Origin of the sequence: uncultured Nostoc sp. (genome assembly GCF_964247315.1) — a bacterium.
GTDB lineage: Bacteria > Cyanobacteriota > Cyanobacteriia > Cyanobacteriales > Nostocaceae > Nostoc.
The window spans coordinates 1-22,844 of record NZ_CAXTTT010000095.1 but is presented as its reverse complement, the minus strand read 5'-3'; the positions used below and the strand labels follow the sequence as shown (position 1 = coordinate 22,844).

Below are 22,844 nucleotides of genomic sequence, written 5' to 3'. Positions count from 1 at the left end.
CCAATTCCCTATTCCCAATAACTAATGCGTAATTTTATCAAACAAACTTTTGCTAGTTTAGTTGGCACTTTATTAGGACTAATTATTTTCGCTGGTCTAGGAACCACTGGACTGTTCTTGCTAATATTGGCTGCTAGCTCCTCTAAAGATACTGGGCCTTTTGTGAAAGATAAGTCAGTGTTGGTTTTTGACTTGTCAATGAAAATTACTGATAGCGAACCTAGTTCAGGCGAACTGTTTCAAAACACAATATCAGGTGTGGATGAAGATCAGATGGCACTCCGCAAAGTTGTGGAAACTTTGGAAAAGGCGCGGCGAGATCCGCGAATTGTTGGGATCTACTTGGATGCAACAAGTACAAGCCAAGCTGGTAACGTCGGCTATGCTTCTTTAAAAGAAATTCGGAAAGCACTGGAAGAGTTTCGCGCTGCGGGAAAAAAAATTGTGGCTTATGGGAGTGATTGGAGTAAAAAGGAATACTACCTTAGTTCAGTGGCAGATTCCATTGTACTTAATCCTCTGGGAATGATGGAAATCAACGGTTTGAGTTCACAACCAATGTTTTTAGCAGGAGGATTGCAGAAATATGGTATTGGTGTTCAAGTCGTGCGAGTCGGGAAATTTAAGGGGGCAGTTGAACCATTTATCCTCACAAAATTGAGTCCAGAAAACCGCGAACAAACTCAGAAATTGTTAGATGATGTTTGGGGAGAGTGGCGTACTGCTGTAGGTGCTACTCGGAAAATTGAACCCGATAAATTGCAAGCGATCGCAGATAATCAGTCCTTACTAGAAGCCACACAAGCCAAAACTAGCGGTTTAGTCGATCGAGTACAATACCCCGATGAAGTTGTCGCTGACTTGAAAAAGTTGACAAATAGCGATAAAGAAGACAAAACATTCCGACAAATTAGCTTGAATAACTACGCCCAAGTTTCTGGTAAATCTTTCGGTGTAGAACGTAACTCCAAAAATCAAATAGCTGTCGTTTATGCTGAAGGCGAGATTGTCGATGGTAAAGGAGAAGATGGGCAAGTAGGAGGCGATCGCTTTGCGAAAATCTTCAACAAGCTGCGACATGATAAAGATGTCAAGGCTGTTGTATTACGAATTAATAGTCCTGGTGGTAGCGCTACTGCTGCCGAAGTCATGCAGCGAGAAGTGAAATTAACTCGTGAGGTAAAACCAGTTGTAGTGTCAATGGGTGATGTCGCCGCCTCTGGTGGTTATTGGATTGCTAGCGACTCTAATCGCATTTTTGCAGAACCAAATACCATTACAGGTTCCATAGGAGTGTTTGGGATCTTATTCAATGGGGAAAAGCTGGCCAGTAATAATGGTATTACTTGGGATTCAGTGAAAACCGCACGCTATGCTGATAGTCAGACAGTTTCGCGTCCAAAATCGCCTCAAGAGTTGGAAATTTATCAGCGCAGTGTTAACCGTATTTATAATATGTTTCTGAATAAAGTTTCTCAAGGTCGCAAACTCCCAGAACAAAAAGTATCAGAAATTGCCCAAGGAAGGGTTTGGTCGGGTGAAGCGGCTAAAGAAATTGGTTTGGTGGATGAAATTGGTGGTTTGAATACTGCGATCGCATACACTGCCAAGCAGGCGAAACTAGGAGAAGACTGGGAAGTGCAAGAATATCCTCGCACTAGCAGTTTCAGAGAACGCTTTTTTGGGCGTGCAACAGAAGAGGTGCGGACTGCTTTAGGGATTGAAGGGACGCAACTCAAATCAGCCAATCCCCTTACCACTGAATTCCAAAAATTGCAACAAGAAGTAGAGATTTTGCAAAAGATGAACGATCCACAAGGGGTCTACGCCCGCTTGCCTTTCAACTTGAAGATTGAGTAGATGTTTTTTGAGTATCAGTGGGCAACAACTCACCGAATACTACGTCAAACTAGTTTTGAGGATTTGTAGTAAGGATTTTAGTCCTTGTTTTCTCAGAGCTAAAGTCTTTGCTACGAAATTGTGTACCTATCAATTTAAATATAGATTACTAGGACGAAGCGCATGAGTTTACCTCGCCAACCACAAACCAGCTGACATTTGCTGTCTGGATGTGTAAAGTAGTTTAAAGTCAACTACAATTTCCAACCTTTGACAGAATTTTAGATTTAGAATTTTGCTGAAGCAGCCCGGTTAAACGGTGGCTCAAGTATGGAAAAATCTAAAATTTTTTATCTAAATCCAAGTGTATTTACATACCAGTCCAATTTAAAGTCTAAAATACGAAATTGAGTAAAACATCCATCTATGGCTAGAAAAACACAACGCCTTTTGCTGCTAATTGTTTCTTGTAGTATCACCGGTGTAATTTTAGGAGGTACTGCTGGTTGGGCAGAAAGTAGTCTCTGCTTGGAAGACAGTAAGGTTACAAGTGAGTGCCTAACCCAAGATCCATTCCAAAAAACTATCCAAGGAATGAGTACTGGATTGTTAGCTGGGGCTGGGGCTGCTTTTGGTGCAGTCTGGCAGTTACGGAATGAAGATTGAGCATGAACTACCACTAACCCGAAACTTCGGGTTAGATTAGGTTTCTGTACTAATTAGCCAGTGCCTACACTTTGAGGATCAATCATCCTGATTTATATGGCTTTGGAAGAATACCGATCTATTAATGCACGAGCAAATTTCTGGTGTTGTTCAGCTAGATGTTGAGGAGAGATAAACTGAGCATTGTTCATGAAGCGGTACACCCAGCGACAAAACTCCTCCAGCGATCGCTCACGAAGTTTAACAATATAATCTGTCCCTGATTAGCGGCATGGTGTCTATGGTGTCTATTGTTTCTGAACCATCAGTATAGAACTGGTAATAGCCCGTTAAGTTAGGATCAAAGCCTTCGGCCCGAAGAATAAGACCCCCAAAATACCCAGGGATGTTTTCGTTGTATAAGCCCTCTGCAAGCTTGCACGAAGACTGTTCTTTCTGTCTTAACTCAAAGAACACGGCAGCGGAAACAAAATGCAGGGGCAGGTGAGCTTCATACTCATTGAGTTCTTTCAGCTTTTCCACGGCTTCATTGATGCTGGCTTTGGTCAGAGCGGCCTTAACCTCGAACACAGCGTGTACGTACTTAGCAGGAATCGCCCTTGCACGGCCTTGTTCTGATTCATCAGGATTGTTAGACCCCCACAAAACAGGCGCGTTCATCACATCGTAGATAATTACATCATAGTGACGTATAACGTAATTCATCCTCCTCACATCTGGAATGATATACCCTGACGTGACGCTGTATTTTTTGGGCAAATACTTACTCAACCACTTGCGGAAACTCGCTTCGGCGACAGGGCCATGTTCAGTGTGTACGGGGCGGTTGGCACTGGTTTTCTTCGCTGAGTCGTAATTACTCAGAATGTCTTCCTTTTGCTGCAAGAATTCTTGCCATCCGACGGTTCCATATCGCCTCGATAACAGCTTTTTTGTGTCAGAAGAGACTATATACCATTCGATTGTTCCGTTAGCAGCGATTTCAGGAGCGGTATCTAATACCGTAATATCGTAAGCAAACTCACGTATTGCGTTAATTCGGATGAACTCAGCTTTCAAAAAACGCAGATGGTCATCCACAAAACGACGTTTCAGTGCGATGTTGTCTGCATTGGCACGCATCCTTATTGAAGGATACAGCAGCCCATCAAAGGGATCTCCAGCAAACAAATTTTCTGCGACTGCAACAGTCAATTTGTTGTAAAGTTGCTCTTCGCCCGGTGGGACAATCTGCGTGAACACATCGGATAGGAAATCCATGATCTCCTGTTGATCTCCCGTTGGAGCAGAAGGTTCCGATCCCCAACTAGCGACTGGACGGGTACTTCCAAGCGTATCAAACACGCGGCGTGTGTATCCTACGTAGTTGACCATCAACGGGGCGGTCGTTACCCAATGGGCAAGAGCAACAGTATCGCCGACTTTTGGCTGTAATTCAAAAAATACGGCTTCTCGTGCTGTGCAACAATACAGAACAGGTTCTTTTGGCCGGTTTGCAAGACCGATCGGAGTCAAGCGCGCTGGCGGATAGCTGAGTTCCGAAATGTTTGCTGACTTATCTCCTAAGCGGCCACTGTAAAGAGGTAATCCAAGGTTAAAGCATGGAGCTTTTACTACATAGCCACGGAAGATTGGCGTTAGAAGCTCTTTAATCTCGTCAATTGAAGTCCCATTGAGGTCTAGTGTTCGGATTGTCTCTATAGCGGATCTAGCTGCTGCCACATCGAGCTTCAGTTGAGAATCATTTGTCATACTCACATCTTGCACTAATAAAAATTGATGTATTTTTATTACTCAGTATTAAACTACCACTTCTCTTACTAATAACCTTGCAGCCTAGCTACGCTACAAGGAAAAGATAGGAATAATAAATTTATTATGGTTAGTAATTACATTTAAGTATTTATACGGTTATATATTATTTTATAGTACTTTTATACTACAAAATAACACTTTTGTAGAAGCAATAAAATTATGAAAAAATTACCCAAACACATTTCTGAATCTTTATCTCCAGTATCACTCTATTTAAAAGATATTGAACTTATAGAAGAAATATTTAAAATTAATTGTAAATCTTACACAATCCTTACTGAAGAATATGAGTTAGACTCTTTAGAAGAGTTGAAACAATTAGAAAATTTAGAATTTTACAAAATTAGGTTTCAATCACAAGAACCGCGAGTTAGTTTAGATATATCATCTTTATCCACAAGCATTTTTATATCTGAGGATAATGCAATTTCTACGGGAATACTTACTAAGTTAAAAAAGATACTGGAACCTAGAATTGTCCCATCAGTTTCTAATAATTATAGTCTCAGGGCAAACCTGAATTTGATGATTACAATAGTAAGTGCTTTTTTAGGCTTACAAAAACTAATAATAATTGATGACTTTACTAGCATAACTATATCAATTGTACTATTAGTATTATTAATTACAATAAATTCAAATTTAATATTTAAGTCTAATGCAGATAAACTTCCTGTAATTTGTACCACAAATCAAACTCTCAAAACAAATTTTCTGTTAGAGCATAAAAATCAAATTAGACTTCTAATGATTGGGGGTTTGATAACCTTAGTTGTACAGGTTTTAGTTCAATGGATTAAAGAAAAAATACTTCTTCCTTAAGAATTATTTAATAGGGGACGTTTGCACTGTGCTAACAAGTAACTTTTAAAGCATTCCAAGCAGTCCAACATACCTCACCAAGAGATTGAATTTAATCTATGTTATGTACTTAGCTCTCTTGAGTTTTTAAGCATAGTTGAAATAATCTGTAAGGCATATTCAATAAATCAATCGCCCGTTTCTGATTTACTTCCCCTCTTTGGTCATACTTACTCGTGGTACTGGGTCACGCTATTATCCCAGTGTTAATACCCTAGACGGCATATCCACCACCAACCGTCGATTTTTTAACCACTGGCGACCAAGTAAAACTTCTGACACTCCTTCACCCACATGAACGGGAATATCAAATTCCTTGCCATCAATTCGCACTCTTCCTAAATAAATGTCAAATTCTGCTTCTCCTTGGGCTGTGAGCATTGTTTGCTGTTCTAGATAAATCCAATCAAGTGCTTCTAAATCCTGGTTATTAATTGCCAGCCACCAAGAAAAACCTGTATCAAAAAGCGCTTCTACTGGTAGTGCAAAGGAGTTAGCAGCTATCAACTCTATCTCAAAAAATAATTCATCCTCATCACCAAAGTTGCCAGAAATCATATCGTGCCGCACACCCCAGTTTCATTGATGCGGAAAACGTGCAGCCGGAAGTTCGGGTATTTTTCATGTGCCATATGGCTAACTGCTAATGCATCCTCGTTAATAAAATATTCTCCGCTTTCTGGTTCAACTGCTACATACCAGTTGTAGTGAGTCTTAATTAATTCTGGCTGCAATTTTTGAAAGATTTGTTCACAACGCTGCTTAAATTCTGCTTTTTCAGCTTTCCATTGAGCTTTCTTCTCTGACGACCACTGGATTTCGGGGAATATTCTTCCTCGGCGTACTGTACGAGTAGACTTGGCTTCAGTCATAGTTGATTCGGCTTTACTGCAATATCTATATTTTCCAGCACATCCACACTAATAGGGGCAGATATAGCTCCATCTGGCACAAAGTGCAAACTAAACTCTATTTGGCATTCAGCCAAGATGGAGATATTTATTAATTGATAACTATTTGCAATAACTCTTGAGTGGCGTGTCTGTCAACGGAGTAATGGGGCTTGTAGCGGTGTAGACTGTCCATAATATACCGTGTACACCGGACACTATTAGCGAGAGTAAATGAGGCCACCACCCCCAACTCGTCTACCCAACAAGCATTACATATCTAGAGAAGACCTTACACCAACGGAGGTGCGATCTCTTTTGATTGGGGCGATTTATGACATTTCAGCATCTGCGTGTGAAGTGAGTTTTAAGCACCTCATGCCAATAAGGAAAAGACTGGAACTATGATAAAGCCTGCTGTTGAGTTTATTGCACTTCTTAGTTTTTTTTTATATGTAATACATTTAACTTGGAACTATGATAAAGCCTGCTGTTAAGTTTATTGCTCCTTTTATACATTTACAGCCAATGATTTCCATGCTTTCTGACAAACCAATTGTCTAACTGTGCTAACACTTCGCTGCAACAGACTGAATCGATATCTGGATTTGGATGCAAAGAAGCAAACGTCTGGACGCATTTGCATTGTTGATGCCTTATAGAGAATAATCACAGATAAAGCAGCTTTAGTGTCTTCGTGCGAGAGAATAAATATAAAATATGGCGATCGCAATCGATTTTGGTACTAGCAACACAGTCATTGCTCGTTGGAACCCCGTAACCCAACAGCCAGAAACCCTGACTCTGCCAGGTTTATCAATTAAACAAAGTCTCAATCCGCCACTGATTCCCAGCTTGGTTTATGTTGAAGACGCAAGTCAAAATCAAGTCTTAGTCGGGCAACAAGTACGCGATCGCGGTTTTGACCTTAAAGGCGAAACGCGATTTTTCCGCAGCTTCAAACGCGGTATTGGTGCAGATATTCAAGGTTTTTTACCCGAACTAGATGGGCAAATTGTCACCTTTGAACAAGTAGGGCAATGGTTCCTCACTCAAGTAATTGAAGAACTAGCACCCCTGGAAGGTGGGTTGGATTCTCTTGTGTTAACCGTACCTGTAGACAGTTTTGAAGCTTATCGTCACTGGTTAGGAAAAGTTTGTCAATCCCTTCCCGTCGAACAAGTGCGGATGCTGGATGAACCCACAGCTGCCGCCTTGGGTTATGGCTTGGCAGATCGAGAAATTCTCTTGGTGATTGACTTTGGTGGCGGTACTTTGGATTTGTCCCTTGTCCGCTTGGATCGAGGTGCCCAAGCAACCTCCAAACCGCTGGGATTTATCCTCAAGTGGGGTAATAAGTCTTTAGCTGAAGATTCAAAACAAAAAGTCAAAACAGCCCGTGTATTGGCGAAAGCTGGGCAAAATTTGGGTGGTACAGATATTGATAATTGGTTAGTAGATTACTTTGCCAAAACTCAAGAGTTGGTGGTAAGTCCCTTGACAACAAGATTGGCTGAACGGGTAAAAATTCAGCTATCAACTCAAAATCAAGCTAGTGAAGTTTATTTTGATGATGAGACATTTGAAAGCTATGAACTGGAACTAAACCGCGATACTTTTGACAATATCCTCAAAGAACACGCCTTTTTTGAGTTATTAGATGAGTCGATGACAACACTGTTGCAGCAAGCAAGAAGGCAAGGGATAGAACTTCCAGATATTAATGCAGTTTTGTTAGTTGGTGGTACAGTGCAATTGCCAGCAGTGCAGACATGGATCAAACAGTATTTTGAGCCAGAAAAAATCCGTTGCGAACGTCCCTTTGAAGCGATCGCTCAAGGTGCATTACAGTTAGCACAAGGGATACAAATCAAAGACTTTCTCTACCATAGTTATGGTATCCGCTACTGGGATCGCCGCAACCAGCGTCACAAATGGCATTCTTTAATTAAAGCTGGACAAGCATATCCAATGATACAGCCAGTGGAATTAGTCTTAGGTGCTTCTGTAGAAAATCAGCCTAGTATTGAACTAATTATGGGAGAATTGGGAGCAGATACAGGTAGTACTGAAGTTTATTTTGATGGCGATCGCTTAATTACTCGCCGTATGGACAATAGTGAAACCAGCGTCAAACCCCTCAACGATCGAGAAGGCGCGAAGACAATTGCCCAACTGACACCAGCCGGATATCCTGGAAGCGATCGCATCAAAATCCTGTTTCAAGTTGATGAACAACGCTTTTTACGAATCACCGTTGAAGACTTGTTAACGAATGATACGCTTTTGGAGAATCAACTCGTAGCACAGTTGAGCTAGATATAATGCACATCATCAGTCGTAAAAAGCTGCGCGAATTTTGTCAAAAGTATGCTGACTCCTGTGATGCGCTTAACAACTGGTACAAAGCTGCCAATAAAAGTGCATGGAATAATCTTACCCAAGTGCAAGCAGTTTATCCTGAAGCAGAAGCTGTTGAGAACTTCACTGTTTTTAATATCAAAGGCAACAAATATCGTCTGATAGTTGATTTGGTTTACACTGACCAAATAATTTATCTTAAATACATTTTGACGCACGCAGAATACGAGAAGGATAAGTGGAAAAATGACCCTTACTTTTAACCGTGAAACTTATGCTAGTTTGCTCGCTAAATATCAACCCAAGGTGATTAAAACAGATGAGGAAAACGAGCAAGCTATTGCACTAGCTGAGGAACTATCTCATCGAGTTAACCGAACTTTAGAAGAGTCAGCATTATTAGACCTCTTGATCGCTCTGATAGAAAAGTATGAAGATGAGCATTATCCAATGGCAGAATCAACAATACACTCAATGTTTCTCCATTTAATTGATGCTCAGAGTGTTAAGGAAGCTGACTTGGTAGCAATTCTCGGTTCAAAAGAGGTTGTTTCTCAAGTTATGAGTGGAAAACAAGAAATTACCCAAGAAATGGCTAAGGTCTTAGGGAACTTTTTTCATGTTGATAGTAGTTTGTTCGAGAATTAGGCGATGTCTACGACGGGCTACGCCTACGCACCTTCTCATTTCAGGCGAGTTATTTTTAGCCACCCATCCTTAACCATCCAAAAACTTGGTTGACGGTTAGTGCAAGTTCAATTTCCGGTAATACAGGCAAAAAATCTTCTCCCTGGAGCAGCACTGGCTGCTGCTCTGGTAGAAATACCAAAATACTTACATCGTCAGGGTCAAGAAACCATCCCAGACGACTGCCATACTTCAGACAGTGAAGAATGTTCCCAATTACTTTGTTGGGTTTTTGTTCTGGCGAGAGAATCTCAATCGTCCAGTCTGGTGGAAGTTCAAAATTATCAGGTACTCGATCGTCAACGGTGAACGGTATGCGTCTCCACTGAAATACAGCTACATCAGGTACAATTGAACGTTCCCCAAAGCTACACCGTAATTCGGGAAACCCATAGGCAATCTTCTGATTCTCTGTGACTTCATTAATAACAGCACAGAGTTTACCTTGTAAGCGGCTGTGTCTCCCTTTTGGCATTGGCTTTTGAATAATCTCTCCGTTAATATATTCACTCGCAGGCTTTGTTTCTGGGAGCTTCAGAAACTCTTCCAATGTCAGAGGTTGAGTAATTATGACGCTCATAGCTCCTGAATCCCTCAAAAATGTGTTTATTAGTCTAGCAATATGTATAGACAGGTGCTTAACTCTATGATCGCACCCGTCTATACATCAAAGGAAAAATTGCAGATATTGATTACGAATTACCGATTATTTCCGCACCACTACTAAAGTTCCTGTTGAAGCCCAGTTGTAAAGATTACGAGCTTGCTTAACAGGTAAATTTACGCAACCGTGACTGACTGGAGTCCCAAAACGGTTATGCCAATAAGCCCCGTGAATGGCATACCCTCTGTAGAAATACATTGTGTAAGGAACGTCAGGAATATTGTAGCCTCTGCCTCGCATTCGGTGAGTACGATACTTAGAATTAATCCGAAATCTACCTATGGGTGTAGGAGTCGATCGCTTACCTCCAGAAATGAGGTATGAATAAACAAGTTTATGACCTTCCCATGCACGTAAACGTTGTTCTGACAAATCAATTTCAATCCAGCGAGGTTGGCTAATATTATTAGTGGTGTTTTGACCGACTGAGGTGGCTGTTGCTGTAGTCGAGTTGGGTGTACCTGTTAGCGGTGATGACCAAGAGAATAAAGTCACCACCATCAGCGCCACACCTGTACAAAAAGTTCCTGAAGAACGAATCCCACCACGGCGAATCCAAGTTTGCATTATGCCTCATCTTCTAAACTACGCAAAATCATCAAGTGAAGTAATTTTTTGGAAAACTACAAATTTCCAGATCGACTACTTGCTTTCTGTGGAGGATTTACGCAATTCATCCGCTAATGCTTCTCAAGACAAGTCCTAAGTTAATCCGCATCGAATTTGCACATTTGTCATTTGTCCATAATTAAATGATGAGTCCTAACTAGTGACTAATGACCAATGACTAATTACAAAGGACAATCTTGACAAAAATCTGTCATTTAAATGCTTAAATACAAACTTTCCCCAAATTTATATTTGCATTTCTAATTTAATAAAGGAATTGTCAGGATTTCCGCTTATTTTTTGGGCAACTTGTTAAATGCCCTTTTCTAGATTTTATTTCAAATTCAGTAATTCCGACTCCGAAGATTCCCAGCATAAAATATTGCTGGGAATCACTTAATTGTCTTGATTTATTGTTATTTGTGATTTTACCTAAATTTCTTTTTGGCTGCTTCACTTATTATTTATGAATGACTATAGGTGTCCCTACCGATGCCCACTCGAATAGCCATTTTGCATGTTTAGGTGCGATATTCACACAGCCATGGCTCACTGGAGTACCAAACTTCTTATGCCAGTAAGCTCCGTGAATAGCGTAATTACCTTGGTAAAACATCGCATAAGGAACGTTGGGAACATTGTAGTTTTCTCCCTGCATCCGCGTAGTTTTAAACTTGGATTGAACCTTAAAAGTACCAACAAGAGTAGGAGTGGCTTTTTTCCCAGAGGAAATAGCACTTCCATAAACCACTTTGTCACCTTGCCAAGCTATTAATCTTTGCTTTGAAAGATCAATTTGAATCCAGCGCTGATCCGATTGTTGTAATGTCTGGATTTTTTGTGCAATCACTTGATTTTTAGAATTCGCCCAAACTTCACTGGTTCCAGTAGTAGTAAAAACACTTAAGGACAGTGCTGTACCAGTGAGGATTATTTGTAAGCGACGCACCCAGTCAGGAGAAATTTGTCTTTTCATTTTAGATACACTCACACTCAAATCATGGGGTCTTGAGAAACTTATCAGGTTTCACCTTTATTTCCATATCTATTGCTTTAATAGACGTGAAGTTTGATGATTTGATTCTAAGTTAACCTAACTGTTGCATTAGGTTTTTTGCTTGAGTTGCGATCGCTGACCAATTTCTCTCTATGACAAGCTTTTGGGGAAATAATTTTCCGCTCAAACCGACAGCGATTGCTCCAGCTTGCAAAAATTCTTTGGCATTTTCTAGAGTCACGCCGCCAGTAGGAATTAAGGGAATCTCACCCAGCGGCCCTTGCAAACTTTTGATATAGTTAGTCCCTCCCACTGCCTGCACGGGAAACACTTTTACACAACTAGCACCTTGACTCCAGGCGGTAACAATTTCTGTAGGAGTCAGCGCTCCTGGTATGATAGGCACATTTTTTTCATGTGCTGCTTGAATCATTGCCGAATCAACGTGGGGTGTAAAGAGGAATTGCGCCCCAGATGCGATCGCATCTTGTAACTGCTGCACATTAAATAGCGTACCAGTGCCAACGATACAGGCTGGTAATTCCGAACGTAGTTGACTGATTAATTCCCCAGCGCGATCGCTATTCCAGGTAATCTCAATTAACTGCATTCCCCCAGATGCTACAGCCATTGCCATTTGTTGTCCCACTTCGATTTGAGGAGCACGGATAACTGCGATCGCTCGGTGTTTTTCCAACTGTGATAACCAAATTTGATTAGGCATTTTGACTAGGAATTGGGGACTGGGAATAGGAATTGGGACTAGAGAATAGTTTTCAATCTAGTAAATACCTAATTTTTAATACTAATGCCCAATGCCCTATTCCCAATCCCCTTAAAACTTGCTTCTTACATCAAGCTATGAGATATTAAATAAAATAACGGTAAGTCTATCGTATTTACGTATTTTAAAATTAAATGCCTCAGCATTTGAGTCTAAAGGAGTAATTAAAATGACAATTGCACGACAAAACACAGCAGCATCCTTACCAATCACCATTCATGATTCTGAAAACGCCGATATAACTAACTTATGGAAGCTTGTGCGACTGGGTGCAAATGACTTTTGGTGGCGCACTAAGGCATATACAACGATTCTGGGCGTTATGCTGCTAACCTTAGTAAGTCTGATTTTTCTAAGTATGCATTGGTATTACCGCAGACTGTTCCCATTTCTCAGCCATCAAGTCATTGGTAGCGATCGTGGGATAAGCAATTAAAAATTAAAAACTAGACATGAACTTGCAAAAGCATAGACGATCGTCTCAATCGGCTGATCTTGCTTCCTTTACATTACTTTAGAGACAGTCTCTAAAAACTCAGCTTAATTCTTCTAGTAGAGGAGAGAGCTAATTAAAAATGCATATACTGCAATTACCAAGCAATAGTTTGTATAAGCCCCTAGTTAAAGACCTACTAGGAGCTTTTTTTAATTGACTATCTACCTCAAATGGGTCATATAGCGAGTGGTCAGACAGCTTAGGACATTGGCAAATCCTTAGAGAGCGGCTTATCCATAGCCGACTTATCCTAAGCAGGATGGTAGCCGCAATAAATATATTAAAAAATCTAGTAGCAATTAAACTATTCCTAATGGATATTCATAATTAATTCTGATGGTAGATTAAGTCAAAACTGAAGATCGTTAATATATAACTGTAAGTCAAAACGTTTACCAACTTAACAACAATGAATATTCTTGCTTGGATTGTTTTAGGTCTAATTGCTGGTGCGATCGCAAAAGCTATCTACCCTGGTCATCAAGGTGGCGGAATTCTAGGAACAATTGTCTTAGGCATCGTCGGTGCTTTTGTTGGCGGTAGTTTAGGTGTATTTTTCAGTACGGGAACTTTATCTCTAGCAGCTCCTAGTCTTAGCATTCCAGGTATTGCGGTAGCAGTTCTTGGTGCAATTGTCGCGGTTTTCTTGTGGAATCTATTAACCAACCGCAGTGCTGTATAAAAAATCGCAGTCAATCAATGACAAAGATTTAGCAGATTCATTTAACTATTTTTAACTGTGAATTAAATTAAACAAATAGCGCTAGTCTGTCACAAGTCTAGCGCTGTTTTGTAGTTATAGCGGTTCTAAGTTGAGTCTAATACAGACCTAACCTCAAGCCCTTTTTGTTATTAAGTGTATTATAACGTTCCCTCTATACCATCAGGTCAGAGGGAAATTTCTGTATTAGGCTCGATTTTTAGACAAATATTGGTAAAAATTTCATAGGAAGATTAGCCATCGCTAAGTGTAGATTTTTCTATTTTCATTGATAAATGCTTATTTTATCCAAGTCCTAAAAAAACTGACCAATATTACAACCCCTGAAATATTACTGTTTTTAATGGGAAAACTAACTTTAGTAAAGTGCAATCTACTACGCCACTAAAGGAGGTATATATGAGCGCGGTTAAAATTCAAGCTATTGATTATCCTATCTCTAAAGTATTTAGCAATGATTTTGTCTTCACTATTCCTCTATATCAGCGTCCCTATGCGTGGACAACCGAACAAGCTGGAGAACTGCTTGAAGATTTAATTACTGCTTTGGGAGACAGTGACGATAAAATTGATGAGATAAACCCATATTTCTTAGGAAATATTGTACTCATAAAAGGAGATAAACGAGATGCCCAAGTTGTGGATGGTCAACAACGTTTGACTACACTTACTATACTGCTAGCTGCTTTACGGCACTCCGTTTCTAAAGAACACATACACATATTAACAAAATATATTTACGATAAAGATGATTTTGATCCTGATGATAACGTTTACCGTTTGAATTTGCGTGAGCGAGATGCACAGTTTTTTAAGGAATATATTCAGGATGAAGGTGGAATTGATAAACTGAAAACTTTACATACGGCTAAACTATCAGATAGTCGTAAAAATATAAAAGAAAATACATTATTTTTTGTAAGCCGATTACAAGCATTTAATAATACTCAGCTTCTACGCCTTCCTAAATTTATCATTAAGCGATGTTTTTTAGTAGTAGTTTCTACTCCAGATATTGACTCTGCATATCGAATATTTTCTGTAATTAATAATCGAGGAATGGATTTATCTCATGCTGATATATTAAAAGCTGAAATTATCGGAAAAATTCCTCTTGAGCAACAAGATAAATATACTACAAAATGGGAAGAGATAGAAGAGAAACTAGGACGTGATATATTCAAAAATCTATTTTCTCACATCAGAATGATTAACGTCAAATCGAAGCCTCGTGAAAGTATACTTAAGGATTTTCTGAATAATATTAAACCTATTCACGATCCTCAGCACTTAATTGATAAAACACTCATTCCTTTTGGGGAGGCTTTTTATGATATTAATAATCTAGCTTATCACAGTGATTTCTTAGCCGAAAAAGTAAACCAATTTTTTAGATGGTTACAGCTGATTGATAATTCTGACTGGATACCCCCAGCTATTTTGTACCTTTCTCGAAATTACAGCAATCCTGAATTGTTAGTCAGATTTTTCACGGATTTAGATCGCCTCGCTTCAGGTTTAATGATTCAACGAGCTAATATTAATGAACGTATAGAACGTTACAGCAAGTTACTGTATGCTATTGAGGTTGGAGAAGATTTGTACGTACCTCACTCACCACTGCAATTGAAAATGGAAGAAAAGGAATATATTCTCAAAATCCTGAATGATGACCTTTATTTAATGAAGAAAATTCGACTTTATATTTTAATTCGCTTAGATGCTGCTTTGTCAGAAGGAAAAGCTTCGTATCACTTTTCTAACATTACTGTCGAGCATGTTCTCCCGCAAAATATCATTTCTAATAGTGTGTGGGCAAATTGGTTTGCCACTCAGGAAGAACGTGATAAATATGTTAATCGCATAGGAAATTTAGTTTTGCTCTCTTCCTATAAAAACAGTCAAGCTCAGAACTACGATTTTGAACTGAAAAAGCAGAAGTATTTCACCACAAAAACAGGTGTTTCAAATTTTGCACTAACTACGCAAGTATTGATGGAAAAAGAATGGACACCTGAGGTTATCAATAAACGGCAAGAACAACTAATCGCTCGGCTAAAACGAGTTTGGCGTTTACAGTAGTAAATTGCAGGTAGTCTATAGATTTTAGGACTTACGCAAAAACTCTCTCAAACTCTTATTACTTCGTGTCCTTTGCGTCTTGGCGGTTCGTTTTTTCATAATTTGCCGTAAGTCCTAGATTTGATGAAATTTTCAATAAGTTGCACTGGTCGCTACACACAAACCAACAATGTTCAGTTAAGCTGTAAGCGCTATGATTAAGCTTTATTGAACGTCTTATGCATTGGTTGTTATCTGGGCCGTTGAGTACAGAAGAATTGACGGTTAACATTGCAGGGTTGCCTGCATCGTTACAAGGTAAAAAGCTGGTGCAGTTGTCAGATTTTCACTACGATGGTTTGCGGCTGTCGGAAGAGATGTTAGAAAAAGCGATCGCAGTTACTAACAAAGCTGAACCAGATTTAATTTTATTAACTGGTGACTACGTAACTGACGATCCGACACCAATTCACCAACTGGTACTTCGACTCAAAAATCTGCAAAGTCGCAGTGGTATTTATGCTATTCTTGGCAATCACGATATTTATTACAAACAGGCAAAAGTAGAAGTTACAGAAGCCCTTACTAGTATTGGAATTCACGTCCTTTGGAACGAAATTGCCTATCCACTAGGAAAAGAATTACCACTAGTTGGACTTGCTGATTATTGGTCACGGGAATTCCACCCTGCACCAGTTATGAACCAGCTAAACTCTGACACACCCTGCATCGTTTTATCCCATAACCCAGATACTGCCGAGATATTACAAGCATGGCGAGTTGATTTACAATTATCTGGTCATACTCATGGTGGTCAAATTGTGATTCCCGGAATTGGCCCTGCGGCGTTGTTTTACGAAAAGCTTGTAAAAAAAATACCCAGAAAAGTGCGGCGTCGGTTCCCATTTTTACAAGTAAATGTTTCTGTAGTCAACCATTGGGAATGGTTGCAGGGTTTGCATCGGTTAGGTAAAAATCAGCTATATGTCAATCGTGGTTTGGGAACTTACCTCCCAGGACGCTTATTTTGCCGCCCAGAAGTTACTATAATTACACTACAAGGTGAGTAGATAATTCAAAATTCAAAATAAAAGAACGCAATCACAGCAAGTATCCTAGCTAATGAGTCCTACAAACGAAGGCAGAACCAAGCTTATTTTGATCACAAAATTGAAATTAATAAATTAATTGTATCTGGAGTATATGACATAAATTATTGCATTTTATCAACTTACATTTTTATTTTGGTAAGCTGTAAGCGCTGGTATGAGGTGTATCGGTTGTCTTATGCATTGGTTGTTTACAGGACATTTAAGAGTAGATAAAATAACGGTTAAGATTGCAGAACTTCCTGCATCTTTACAAGGTACAACGTTAGTACAGTTGTCAGATTTTCACTATGATGGTTTGCGACTGTCGGAAGAAATGTTAGAAAAAGCGATCGCACTTACTAATGAAGCTGAACCAGATTTAATTCTATTAACTGGTGACTACGTAACTGACGATCCCACACCAATCCATCAATTGGTACTTCGACTCAAACATCTGCAAAGTCGCTGTGGTATCTACGCCGTACTTGGGAACCACGATATTTATTACAGCCACTCCAAAGCAGAAGTTACACAAGCATTAACTAGCATTGGGGTTCACGTACTTTGGAATGAAATCGCCTATCCACTAGGAAAAGAATTACCACTGGTAGGGCTAGCTGATTATTGGTCACGGGAATTTTACCCCGCACCAGTCATGAATCAACTAGACTCGATTACACCGCGCATCGTTTTATCTCATAACCCAGATACAGCCAAGATATTGCAACAATGGCGCGTAGATTTGCAACTATCTGGTCATACCCACGGTGGTCACATCGTCATTCCGGGCATTGGCCCTGTAGTATTTTATTATAAAAAGCTCCTCAAACAAATTCCCAAAAAATTGCGGCGTTGGGTAACATTTTTCTTAGGAGACTGCTCGAAAGTAGTCCGATATTGGGAGTGGGCGCAAGGGTTTCACAAGGTAGAAGAAAATCAACTATATGTTAATCGTGGTTTAGGAACTTATAAACCAGGACGTTTATTTTGTCCGCCTGAAGTGACCGTAATTACTTTAATTAGTCATTAGTCATTGATCATTGGTCATTGGTCTAAATAACCCTCTCCTAAGAAGAGAGATAAATGACAAATGACGAAGGACAAATGACAAAGGACAAAAATGCATAACACTCAAAGCAGAAACCGCCTGAAGCTACGATGGATAAATCTCAATAGCTTGGGGCGGTTCCTTGAAGATTAGTGAATTCAGAAATGACTAACTTAAAATTTGGTGGACAGTATTCGCGATCGCTTTACTCAGAATTGCACATCCTTACATTCCAACTAGGCAGGCATTTTCTGGTGTGCGTTCTAAAACCTCCAAAACAACTCATTGAACTCAAGGCAAAAACACATTCAATGGATGCCACAACCAATCATAGCGATCGCGAGAAGATTAGAGCAGGAGGCACAGGCTCTAACTTGAAAGTTTTTGTTTAACTTTTAACCTGTTTGTACCTTGGTCTTAATCTAGCATTGTGTTTATTTAGCTACAAGACACCTTTACTAAACTTGAATACCATTAATTTATCGCAATAATTCAGAAATATTCCTTAAAAATTGTCCCACTTGGTAATATTGGCATTCACGCCAACATTACCAAGTGGACTGAAAGTTCAGAACCCGTTATTGAGCAGAATCGCCTGCGGTAGAAGAATCGCTATTAGATGTACTGTTTGACTTGTCTACTCCTTGAGGTGTAGTAGTTTTAGAGGTGTCACTTTTTGTACTAGGAGCAACACTATTAGTAGAACTATCGTTCTGCGAAGCCGGAGTATTAGTAGTTGAACTCGTCGCCGGACTTTGTGCCGCTTGAGGAGTTGGCTGAGTTACAGAAGGTGCTTTTTCTGCCGCAGGCTGCTGGGGTGGAATAGTAATGTTAATATCCGGTTGGCGAGGTGCAGACGGAGGTGTAACTTGCTGTTGGGGGACAGGAACAGGAACAGCAACAGGAACAGGGACTTCCTTAGTTGTTTCGATTATTTTCGTTTGTGGTTGAGGAGATACACTGGGAGTTGGATTACTCTTACTCGGTACAGGAACCGCGACCGGCACAATATTGTTAACTGCTGCGTTATTCTGCTGGTTGAAGTACCAAACCCCACCTATAACCAAACCAAGCAGGGAAGTAATGATAATACCCAACAGCAAACCACCACTAGCATTGTTTTCATCACGCTGGGCTAAATCTGCTTGCTGGTAGTTACGCTCAACATTTCGACCATGTACGTAACCGTTACTATAAGAGTTGGGATTAGCTGCGCTATTCTTGACTGTTTCAGTGGATCGTGTCAAGTCAGTATGAGTATTACCATTAATATCAGTGTAAGATTCTTGCTTGACTTCACTGTTTTTGATTTCGCGTTCATTGGGAATAGACATAGCTGTTGATTTAACTCCTCAGATTAAGATATTGACGAACTAAAGCTTTGTGAAAACAAAAGGTTTTAATGAACTAAAAATATATGTTGCTGATAAATCTTGAGTCTTATTTGCTACTCAACTGTTGGTAATCTCAGAATAACCTCTGCCTTCAAACAAGTGGCTCTATCTCCAGGGAGTTAATACTTAATCTTTAGAGAGTTAATACTTAATCATAAGAAAGAGTATCCCAAAGATAGATGTTATTAAACTGTCAAATGATGGTTTGATAAAAAATCTAGCAATTTGCTTCAATTATCTAAATTTTGAATTTGTTGTTATATGTCGCATCGCCAAAGCTTGATTGTCATATCTCTACTACCACTAACCAAGGTTTTGCCATCAGGACTGAAAGCGACAGAGTTAACCCAATCTGAATGGTTGCCTAGTGTGTAGAATTGTTGTCCAGTGCCAATGTGCCATAATTTTATGGTATGGTCTGCGCTAGCACTGGCAAGATTCTGACCATCGGGGCTAAAAGCAACAGACCAAACATAGCTGTGATGTCCAGCAAGTGTGTTAATTAGCTTACCTGTATTGATATTCCATAACTTGATAGTCTGGTCATAACTGCTACTAGCTAAAATTTGTCCATCAGGGCTAATGGTGACACAAGTCACCCAACCTGAATGCCCGTTGAGAGTTTGCAGCAGTTTGTTACTCTTCAAATTCCACAGCTTAATGGTATTATCCGCACCGCCACTTACAAAAATCTGGTGTTTTGGGCAAGTGGTAAGGGAATAAATGAAGGAAGAATGACCTTTGAGGACTTGCAGTAATTGCCCCATCTCTATATGGGAAATCTTGATAGTAGTGTCTGTACCGCCACTCAGGATAGTTTGACCATCTGGACTAATGATTACAGAAAAAACAGGAGTTGAATGTACTTTGAGTGTCTTGAGTAATTTACCTGTAGACATTTGCCAAATCATTATGCTGCTGTCATCACTGCCACTAACCAGAGTTTGGCTATCTGGGCTAAAAGCTAGGCATCTTACCCATTTGGTATGACTAGTGAGAGTATGTAGTAATTTCCCTGTGTCAAGATGCCAAATCTTGATAGTATTATCACTACTTCCACTAGCCAAAGTTTGCCCATCTGGACTGATTGCAGTTGTAAAAACCCAGTTCAGATGAGTCAGGGTGTGTACACATTTCCAGGGTGAAGGTTGAGACTGTGATTTAGGTAATGGCGACGTTGGTGGCTTTGGCGGCGGCGATGTCGGTTTGGGTGGTGGTGGCGGCGTTGGTGGCTTTGGCGATGCTTTTTTCTGTTTCAGTTCCAGTTCTCTGGCATTTTTAAAATCTGACTTGGCTCTATTTTCATATCCTAGTTTCGAGCAAGCAAGCCCTCGGTATTTGTAGGCTTCAAAGTAGTTGGGGTTGAGACGAATCGCTTGGGTAAAGTCTTCAATTGCTTCAGTATATTTTCCTCTTTGAGCTTTCTCCATAGCCAGGTTATAAAAACTTTCAGCATTGGATGGAGTTAAATCAATTTTGGTGGAAGTGGAAGCAGATTGATTTGTCTGGCTTGGCTGAAAAGACTTTAACCTTGCATAAGCTTGATTGATTTGTTTGATTTTCTCTTCCGCTTCTAGCTTTTGCTGCGGTTCAAGAAAACAATCTGGATGCCAAGTCTTAGCCATCTGGCGGTAAGCTTGCTTGACCTCATCAGCAGATGCACCTGGTTTTAACCCAAAGATATCGTAAATATGATTTATATCGAAGCGATCGCTCATACTAAGAAATCAGCAGCAAATCTTACTACACTTAGTATTCCCAAGTATAAGTAATATCTAACTCCATCTCTGGTGTCGCTGTCTGAAGTGTCTTAAACTATATTCGCTCCTTATCTCTAACGCCGATTTAGTCTTAGTAAACTTTTTATCCTCTGACAAAATCTTTCTACCAGAGGTCTAGGTTTTGATACATATCTAGGCGATCGCGATCTACGCGTACTCCCCGGATTTCTTAACTCTTCCTCTATTTGTGCAGCTTTATTTAAATCTGAAGCGGCTCTATATTCGTATCCCAATTGTGAGCAAACTAGCCCACGATATTTATACGCGTCAATATAGTGAGGATTGAGACGAATTGCGTGGGTAAAATCTGCGATCGCATCCTCATATCTGCCTTGTGTAGCATTTTCTACTCCTAAATTATAGAAAGTTTCTGCATCCCAACGATTGACAGATATTTTTGGGGGATTTTTAGGCGAAGATGAAGATGGATTTTCAGGAATAGGAGGCTCAGATGGAATTTCAGATTTGAGCCTGTTGTAAGCTGCGTTGATTGATTTGATTTTTTCTTCAGCTTCCTGTTTTTGCCTTTGATCGACAAAGCGATCGGGATGCCAAATTTTCACCAGTTTACGGTAAGTTCGCTTCACCTGTGCTTGAGACGCACCGGGTTCCAGCCCAAGAATTTCATAAGCATCATTAATATCGAAGCGATCGCGCATACTGAAAAAATCGGCAATTAGATAAATCTATGTTAACTATTCCCCTAAATTCTCTCCAAACACCCCATTCTGGCTATCACTGGGATGGTAGTAGTCGCCGCTTCTTTGAAGGTTGGTATTACCGCGTCACGTTACCGGAAATTGGGCAAACATTCGCCTTTATGTACTCTATTGAAGATCCTATCGGCGGTAAACCTTACAGTGGCGGTGCAGTTCAAATCCTCGGCCCGGATGATGAGTACCTCTGCCGTACTTTTCCTGATGTCAACAAATTTTGGGGTAGTCGGGATGTTTTGGCTTTAGGTCATTGGGGTAAAACAGATTTGCAAGTTTCTCCCCTATACTTACTCCCAGCAGAGTTTGAGTATCATGTCCAAGAAGGATATCAAGCTACAGCCACCTTGAATCAGGGAATAATTCGCGATGGCTTTGCCAACGCCAAGGGCGAACGCGCCACTAATAATTATTGCCGTTGGCAGTATGAAATTCAACCAGTATACGGTTGGGGCAATCAAAATGCCATTCAGCAATCAACCGCAGGCTGGCTGTCATTCTTGCAGATTTTTGAACCTGGATGGCAAATTTTGATGGCTCACGGTTTAGCCAGTGGGAAGATTGACTGGAAGGGCAAAATCTACGAATTCACTAACGCCCCAGCTTACGGTGAGAAAAATTGGGGTGGTGCTTTTCCGCAGAAATGGTTTTGGATAAATTGTAATTGCTTTGAGGGCGAACCTGACTTAGCATTAACTGCTGGCGGTGGACGGCGGGGTGTGCTGTGGTGGATGGAATCGGTAGCGATGATTGGACTGCACTATCAAGGCAAGTTTTATGAATTTGTTCCCTGGAATTCACAAGTAGAGTGGGAAATTCAGCCTTGGGGTAGGTGGCAAATGAAAGCTAGCAACTCTAGTTATGAAATTGAATTAATAGGAACCACAGATTTATCTGGTACACCTCTACGTGCGCCAACAGCAGAAGGTTTAAGATACTGTTGCCGGGACACTATGCAAGGAAAACTAAATTTAGAATTACGAGAACTAAATGGGAGAAAATCTAAAATAATTCTAAAAGCAGAAAGTTTTCTTTGTGGTTTAGAAGTAGGCGGCGGCTCTTGGGATAATTGTTGGCAGTCTCCCTAAAACTACTGCTATAATTATATATGCTTCGCAGTTGGGGTTGTAGCTCAGTTGGATAGAGCGGACGCCTCCTAAGCGTCAGGTCGTGCGTTCAAGTCGCACCAGTCCCGTTATATTTAGACAATTCATAAGTTATATAGCAAATCATCGGGTAACAGCATTGCTGTGTCCCTAATAGCGGTAAGCCAGTTTGCCCAAGTCGGCATATCCGCTCACGCAACTGGCTCCTATAGCGGTTCCTGATTGAGTGCAATACAGTATGGGATAATGGAGTATATTAA

At 40.2% G+C, this 22,844-nt stretch carries 23 protein-coding genes and 1 tRNA gene; 14 read left to right on the top strand and 10 right to left on the bottom strand.

Features of this window, described 5'->3' with window-relative positions; all coding sequences use genetic code 11:
- The first annotated feature begins 24 nt into the window (after positions 1–24).
- Together sppA and ACFE93_RS24590 are read left to right on the top strand one after the other, a co-directional pair.
- A complete protein-coding gene (gene sppA / locus ACFE93_RS24595; RefSeq protein WP_375477138.1) occupies positions 25–1,860 on the top strand; it encodes a signal peptide peptidase SppA in 1,836 nt (611 codons plus the stop codon).
- 405 nt (positions 1,861–2,265) lie between these two features.
- Complete coding sequence (locus ACFE93_RS24590) at positions 2,266–2,505, top strand: hypothetical protein (protein WP_104909601.1); 240 nt, start codon at positions 2,266–2,268, stop codon at positions 2,503–2,505.
- A 240-nt stretch (positions 2,506–2,745) separates the two neighbouring features.
- On the opposite strand, the gene ACFE93_RS24585 is transcribed toward ACFE93_RS24590, so the two are convergent.
- Positions 2,746–4,257, bottom strand: coding sequence for a DUF6602 domain-containing protein (locus ACFE93_RS24585; RefSeq protein WP_375477136.1), 1,512 nt, complete (start codon positions 4,255–4,257; stop codon positions 2,746–2,748).
- Between the two features lie 222 nt (positions 4,258–4,479).
- Between ACFE93_RS24585 and ACFE93_RS24580 the strand changes: the two genes are divergently transcribed.
- Complete coding sequence (locus ACFE93_RS24580) at positions 4,480–5,142, top strand: hypothetical protein (protein ID WP_375477134.1); 663 nt, start codon at positions 4,480–4,482, stop codon at positions 5,140–5,142.
- Between the two features lie 234 nt (positions 5,143–5,376).
- Here the strand turns inward: ACFE93_RS24580 and ACFE93_RS24575 are convergent, their stop codons facing one another.
- Both ACFE93_RS24575 and ACFE93_RS24570 read right to left on the bottom strand, forming a co-directional pair.
- On the bottom strand, positions 5,377–5,739 hold the full coding sequence (locus ACFE93_RS24575; RefSeq protein ID WP_375477132.1) for an aspartyl protease: 363 nt from the start codon (positions 5,737–5,739) through the stop codon (positions 5,377–5,379).
- A complete protein-coding gene (locus tag ACFE93_RS24570; RefSeq protein WP_375477130.1) occupies positions 5,736–6,053 on the bottom strand; it encodes a hypothetical protein in 318 nt (105 codons plus the stop codon). The genes ACFE93_RS24575 and ACFE93_RS24570 overlap by 4 nt, the downstream gene beginning before the upstream one ends.
- A gap of 738 nt (positions 6,054–6,791) precedes the next feature.
- Here ACFE93_RS24570 and ACFE93_RS24565 point away from each other — a divergent pair.
- The 3 genes from ACFE93_RS24565 to ACFE93_RS24555 are packed head-to-tail and all read left to right on the top strand — an operon-like array spanning position 6,792 to position 9,080.
- Positions 6,792–8,390: an Hsp70 family protein gene (locus ACFE93_RS24565; protein ID WP_375477128.1), complete on the top strand. Its 1,599-nt coding sequence runs from the start codon at positions 6,792–6,794 to the stop codon at positions 8,388–8,390.
- Positions 8,391–8,395: 5 nt separating this feature from the next.
- Positions 8,396–8,695, top strand: coding sequence for a type II toxin-antitoxin system HigB family toxin (locus tag ACFE93_RS24560; RefSeq protein WP_375477126.1), 300 nt, complete (start codon positions 8,396–8,398; stop codon positions 8,693–8,695).
- Positions 8,679–9,080, top strand: a complete 402-nt coding sequence (locus tag ACFE93_RS24555) for a type II toxin-antitoxin system HigA family antitoxin (protein ID WP_375477124.1) — start codon at positions 8,679–8,681, stop codon at positions 9,078–9,080. The genes ACFE93_RS24560 and ACFE93_RS24555 overlap by 17 nt, the downstream gene beginning before the upstream one ends.
- A gap of 55 nt (positions 9,081–9,135) precedes the next feature.
- Here ACFE93_RS24555 and ACFE93_RS24550 read toward each other — a convergent pair whose 3' ends face one another.
- From ACFE93_RS24550 to ACFE93_RS24535, 4 genes are all read right to left on the bottom strand, one after another.
- The gene (locus ACFE93_RS24550) at positions 9,136–9,699 is read right to left on the bottom strand and encodes a Uma2 family endonuclease (protein ID WP_375477122.1); all 564 of its coding nucleotides are present in this window, start codon (positions 9,697–9,699) and stop codon (positions 9,136–9,138) included.
- 126 nt (positions 9,700–9,825) lie between these two features.
- Positions 9,826–10,350: a L,D-transpeptidase gene (locus tag ACFE93_RS24545; protein WP_375477120.1), complete on the bottom strand. Its 525-nt coding sequence runs from the start codon at positions 10,348–10,350 to the stop codon at positions 9,826–9,828.
- Between the two features lie 502 nt (positions 10,351–10,852).
- Positions 10,853–11,368 (bottom strand): L,D-transpeptidase, encoded by a 516-nt coding sequence (locus ACFE93_RS24540; RefSeq protein ID WP_375477118.1) that lies wholly within the window; start codon positions 11,366–11,368, stop codon positions 10,853–10,855.
- Between the two features lie 112 nt (positions 11,369–11,480).
- A complete protein-coding gene (locus ACFE93_RS24535; protein WP_375477116.1) occupies positions 11,481–12,113 on the bottom strand; it encodes a bifunctional 4-hydroxy-2-oxoglutarate aldolase/2-dehydro-3-deoxy-phosphogluconate aldolase in 633 nt (210 codons plus the stop codon).
- Positions 12,114–12,342: 229 nt separating this feature from the next.
- Between ACFE93_RS24535 and ACFE93_RS24530 the strand changes: the two genes are divergently transcribed.
- From ACFE93_RS24530 to ACFE93_RS24505, 6 genes are all read left to right on the top strand, one after another.
- Positions 12,343–12,609: a hypothetical protein gene (locus ACFE93_RS24530; protein WP_375477114.1), complete on the top strand. Its 267-nt coding sequence runs from the start codon at positions 12,343–12,345 to the stop codon at positions 12,607–12,609.
- A gap of 469 nt (positions 12,610–13,078) precedes the next feature.
- Entirely contained in the window at positions 13,079–13,351 is a 273-nt protein-coding gene (locus ACFE93_RS24525) for a GlsB/YeaQ/YmgE family stress response membrane protein (RefSeq protein WP_375477112.1), read from the top strand.
- A 438-nt stretch (positions 13,352–13,789) separates the two neighbouring features.
- On the top strand, positions 13,790–15,472 hold the full coding sequence (locus ACFE93_RS24520) for a DUF262 domain-containing protein (RefSeq protein WP_375477110.1): 1,683 nt from the start codon (positions 13,790–13,792) through the stop codon (positions 15,470–15,472).
- A gap of 218 nt (positions 15,473–15,690) precedes the next feature.
- Positions 15,691–16,521 (top strand): metallophosphoesterase, encoded by an 831-nt coding sequence (locus tag ACFE93_RS24515; protein WP_375477108.1) that lies wholly within the window; start codon positions 15,691–15,693, stop codon positions 16,519–16,521.
- Positions 16,522–16,738: 217 nt separating this feature from the next.
- Positions 16,739–17,572 carry a metallophosphoesterase gene (locus ACFE93_RS24510; protein ID WP_375477106.1) on the top strand — a complete coding sequence of 278 codons (834 nt, stop codon included), beginning with the start codon at positions 16,739–16,741 and terminating at the stop codon, positions 17,570–17,572.
- A gap of 182 nt (positions 17,573–17,754) precedes the next feature.
- Positions 17,755–17,982 (top strand): hypothetical protein, encoded by a 228-nt coding sequence (locus tag ACFE93_RS24505; protein WP_375477104.1) that lies wholly within the window; start codon positions 17,755–17,757, stop codon positions 17,980–17,982.
- Between the two features lie 186 nt (positions 17,983–18,168).
- Here ACFE93_RS24505 and ACFE93_RS24500 read toward each other — a convergent pair whose 3' ends face one another.
- The 3 genes from ACFE93_RS24500 to ACFE93_RS24490 form a co-directional block, all read right to left on the bottom strand.
- Positions 18,169–18,924, bottom strand: a complete 756-nt coding sequence (locus tag ACFE93_RS24500) for a hypothetical protein (protein ID WP_375477102.1) — start codon at positions 18,922–18,924, stop codon at positions 18,169–18,171.
- A gap of 317 nt (positions 18,925–19,241) precedes the next feature.
- On the bottom strand, positions 19,242–20,702 hold the full coding sequence (locus tag ACFE93_RS24495; RefSeq protein ID WP_375477100.1) for a DnaJ domain-containing protein: 1,461 nt from the start codon (positions 20,700–20,702) through the stop codon (positions 19,242–19,244).
- 116 nt (positions 20,703–20,818) lie between these two features.
- Positions 20,819–21,424, bottom strand: coding sequence for a DnaJ domain-containing protein (locus tag ACFE93_RS24490; protein WP_375477098.1), 606 nt, complete (start codon positions 21,422–21,424; stop codon positions 20,819–20,821).
- Between the two features lie 29 nt (positions 21,425–21,453).
- Between ACFE93_RS24490 and ACFE93_RS24485 the strand changes: the two genes are divergently transcribed.
- Positions 21,454–22,566: a tocopherol cyclase family protein gene (locus ACFE93_RS24485; protein ID WP_375477096.1), complete on the top strand. Its 1,113-nt coding sequence runs from the start codon at positions 21,454–21,456 to the stop codon at positions 22,564–22,566.
- 33 nt (positions 22,567–22,599) lie between these two features.
- Positions 22,600–22,673 (top strand) — tRNA-Arg (locus ACFE93_RS24480).
- Positions 22,674–22,844 lie beyond the last annotated feature (171 nt).

What these genes read in the sequence shown, in the direction of transcription:
- sppA (WP_375477138.1), top strand. Translation starts at nt 25, where the DNA reads ATGCGTAATTTTATCAAACAAACTTTTGCTAGTTTAGTTGGCACTTTA.
- ACFE93_RS24590 (WP_104909601.1), top strand. Translation starts at nt 2,266, where the DNA reads ATGGCTAGAAAAACACAACGCCTTTTGCTGCTAATTGTTTCTTGTAGT.
- ACFE93_RS24585 (WP_375477136.1), bottom strand. Translation starts at nt 4,257, where the DNA reads ATGACAAATGATTCTCAACTGAAGCTCGATGTGGCAGCAGCTAGATCC.
- ACFE93_RS24580 (WP_375477134.1), top strand. Translation starts at nt 4,480, where the DNA reads ATGAAAAAATTACCCAAACACATTTCTGAATCTTTATCTCCAGTATCA.
- ACFE93_RS24575 (WP_375477132.1), bottom strand. Translation starts at nt 5,739, where the DNA reads ATGATTTCTGGCAACTTTGGTGATGAGGATGAATTATTTTTTGAGATA.
- ACFE93_RS24570 (WP_375477130.1), bottom strand. Translation starts at nt 6,053, where the DNA reads ATGACTGAAGCCAAGTCTACTCGTACAGTACGCCGAGGAAGAATATTC.
- ACFE93_RS24565 (WP_375477128.1), top strand. Translation starts at nt 6,792, where the DNA reads ATGGCGATCGCAATCGATTTTGGTACTAGCAACACAGTCATTGCTCGT.
- ACFE93_RS24560 (WP_375477126.1), top strand. Translation starts at nt 8,396, where the DNA reads ATGCACATCATCAGTCGTAAAAAGCTGCGCGAATTTTGTCAAAAGTAT.
- ACFE93_RS24555 (WP_375477124.1), top strand. Translation starts at nt 8,679, where the DNA reads ATGACCCTTACTTTTAACCGTGAAACTTATGCTAGTTTGCTCGCTAAA.
- ACFE93_RS24550 (WP_375477122.1), bottom strand. Translation starts at nt 9,699, where the DNA reads ATGAGCGTCATAATTACTCAACCTCTGACATTGGAAGAGTTTCTGAAG.
- ACFE93_RS24545 (WP_375477120.1), bottom strand. Translation starts at nt 10,350, where the DNA reads ATGCAAACTTGGATTCGCCGTGGTGGGATTCGTTCTTCAGGAACTTTT.
- ACFE93_RS24540 (WP_375477118.1), bottom strand. Translation starts at nt 11,368, where the DNA reads ATGAAAAGACAAATTTCTCCTGACTGGGTGCGTCGCTTACAAATAATC.
- ACFE93_RS24535 (WP_375477116.1), bottom strand. Translation starts at nt 12,113, where the DNA reads ATGCCTAATCAAATTTGGTTATCACAGTTGGAAAAACACCGAGCGATC.
- ACFE93_RS24530 (WP_375477114.1), top strand. Translation starts at nt 12,343, where the DNA reads ATGACAATTGCACGACAAAACACAGCAGCATCCTTACCAATCACCATT.
- ACFE93_RS24525 (WP_375477112.1), top strand. Translation starts at nt 13,079, where the DNA reads ATGAATATTCTTGCTTGGATTGTTTTAGGTCTAATTGCTGGTGCGATC.
- ACFE93_RS24520 (WP_375477110.1), top strand. Translation starts at nt 13,790, where the DNA reads ATGAGCGCGGTTAAAATTCAAGCTATTGATTATCCTATCTCTAAAGTA.
- ACFE93_RS24515 (WP_375477108.1), top strand. Translation starts at nt 15,691, where the DNA reads ATGCATTGGTTGTTATCTGGGCCGTTGAGTACAGAAGAATTGACGGTT.
- ACFE93_RS24510 (WP_375477106.1), top strand. Translation starts at nt 16,739, where the DNA reads ATGCATTGGTTGTTTACAGGACATTTAAGAGTAGATAAAATAACGGTT.
- ACFE93_RS24505 (WP_375477104.1), top strand. Translation starts at nt 17,755, where the DNA reads ATGACTAACTTAAAATTTGGTGGACAGTATTCGCGATCGCTTTACTCA.
- ACFE93_RS24500 (WP_375477102.1), bottom strand. Translation starts at nt 18,924, where the DNA reads ATGTCTATTCCCAATGAACGCGAAATCAAAAACAGTGAAGTCAAGCAA.
- ACFE93_RS24495 (WP_375477100.1), bottom strand. Translation starts at nt 20,702, where the DNA reads ATGAGCGATCGCTTCGATATAAATCATATTTACGATATCTTTGGGTTA.
- ACFE93_RS24490 (WP_375477098.1), bottom strand. Translation starts at nt 21,424, where the DNA reads ATGCGCGATCGCTTCGATATTAATGATGCTTATGAAATTCTTGGGCTG.
- ACFE93_RS24485 (WP_375477096.1), top strand. Translation starts at nt 21,454, where the DNA reads ATGTTAACTATTCCCCTAAATTCTCTCCAAACACCCCATTCTGGCTAT.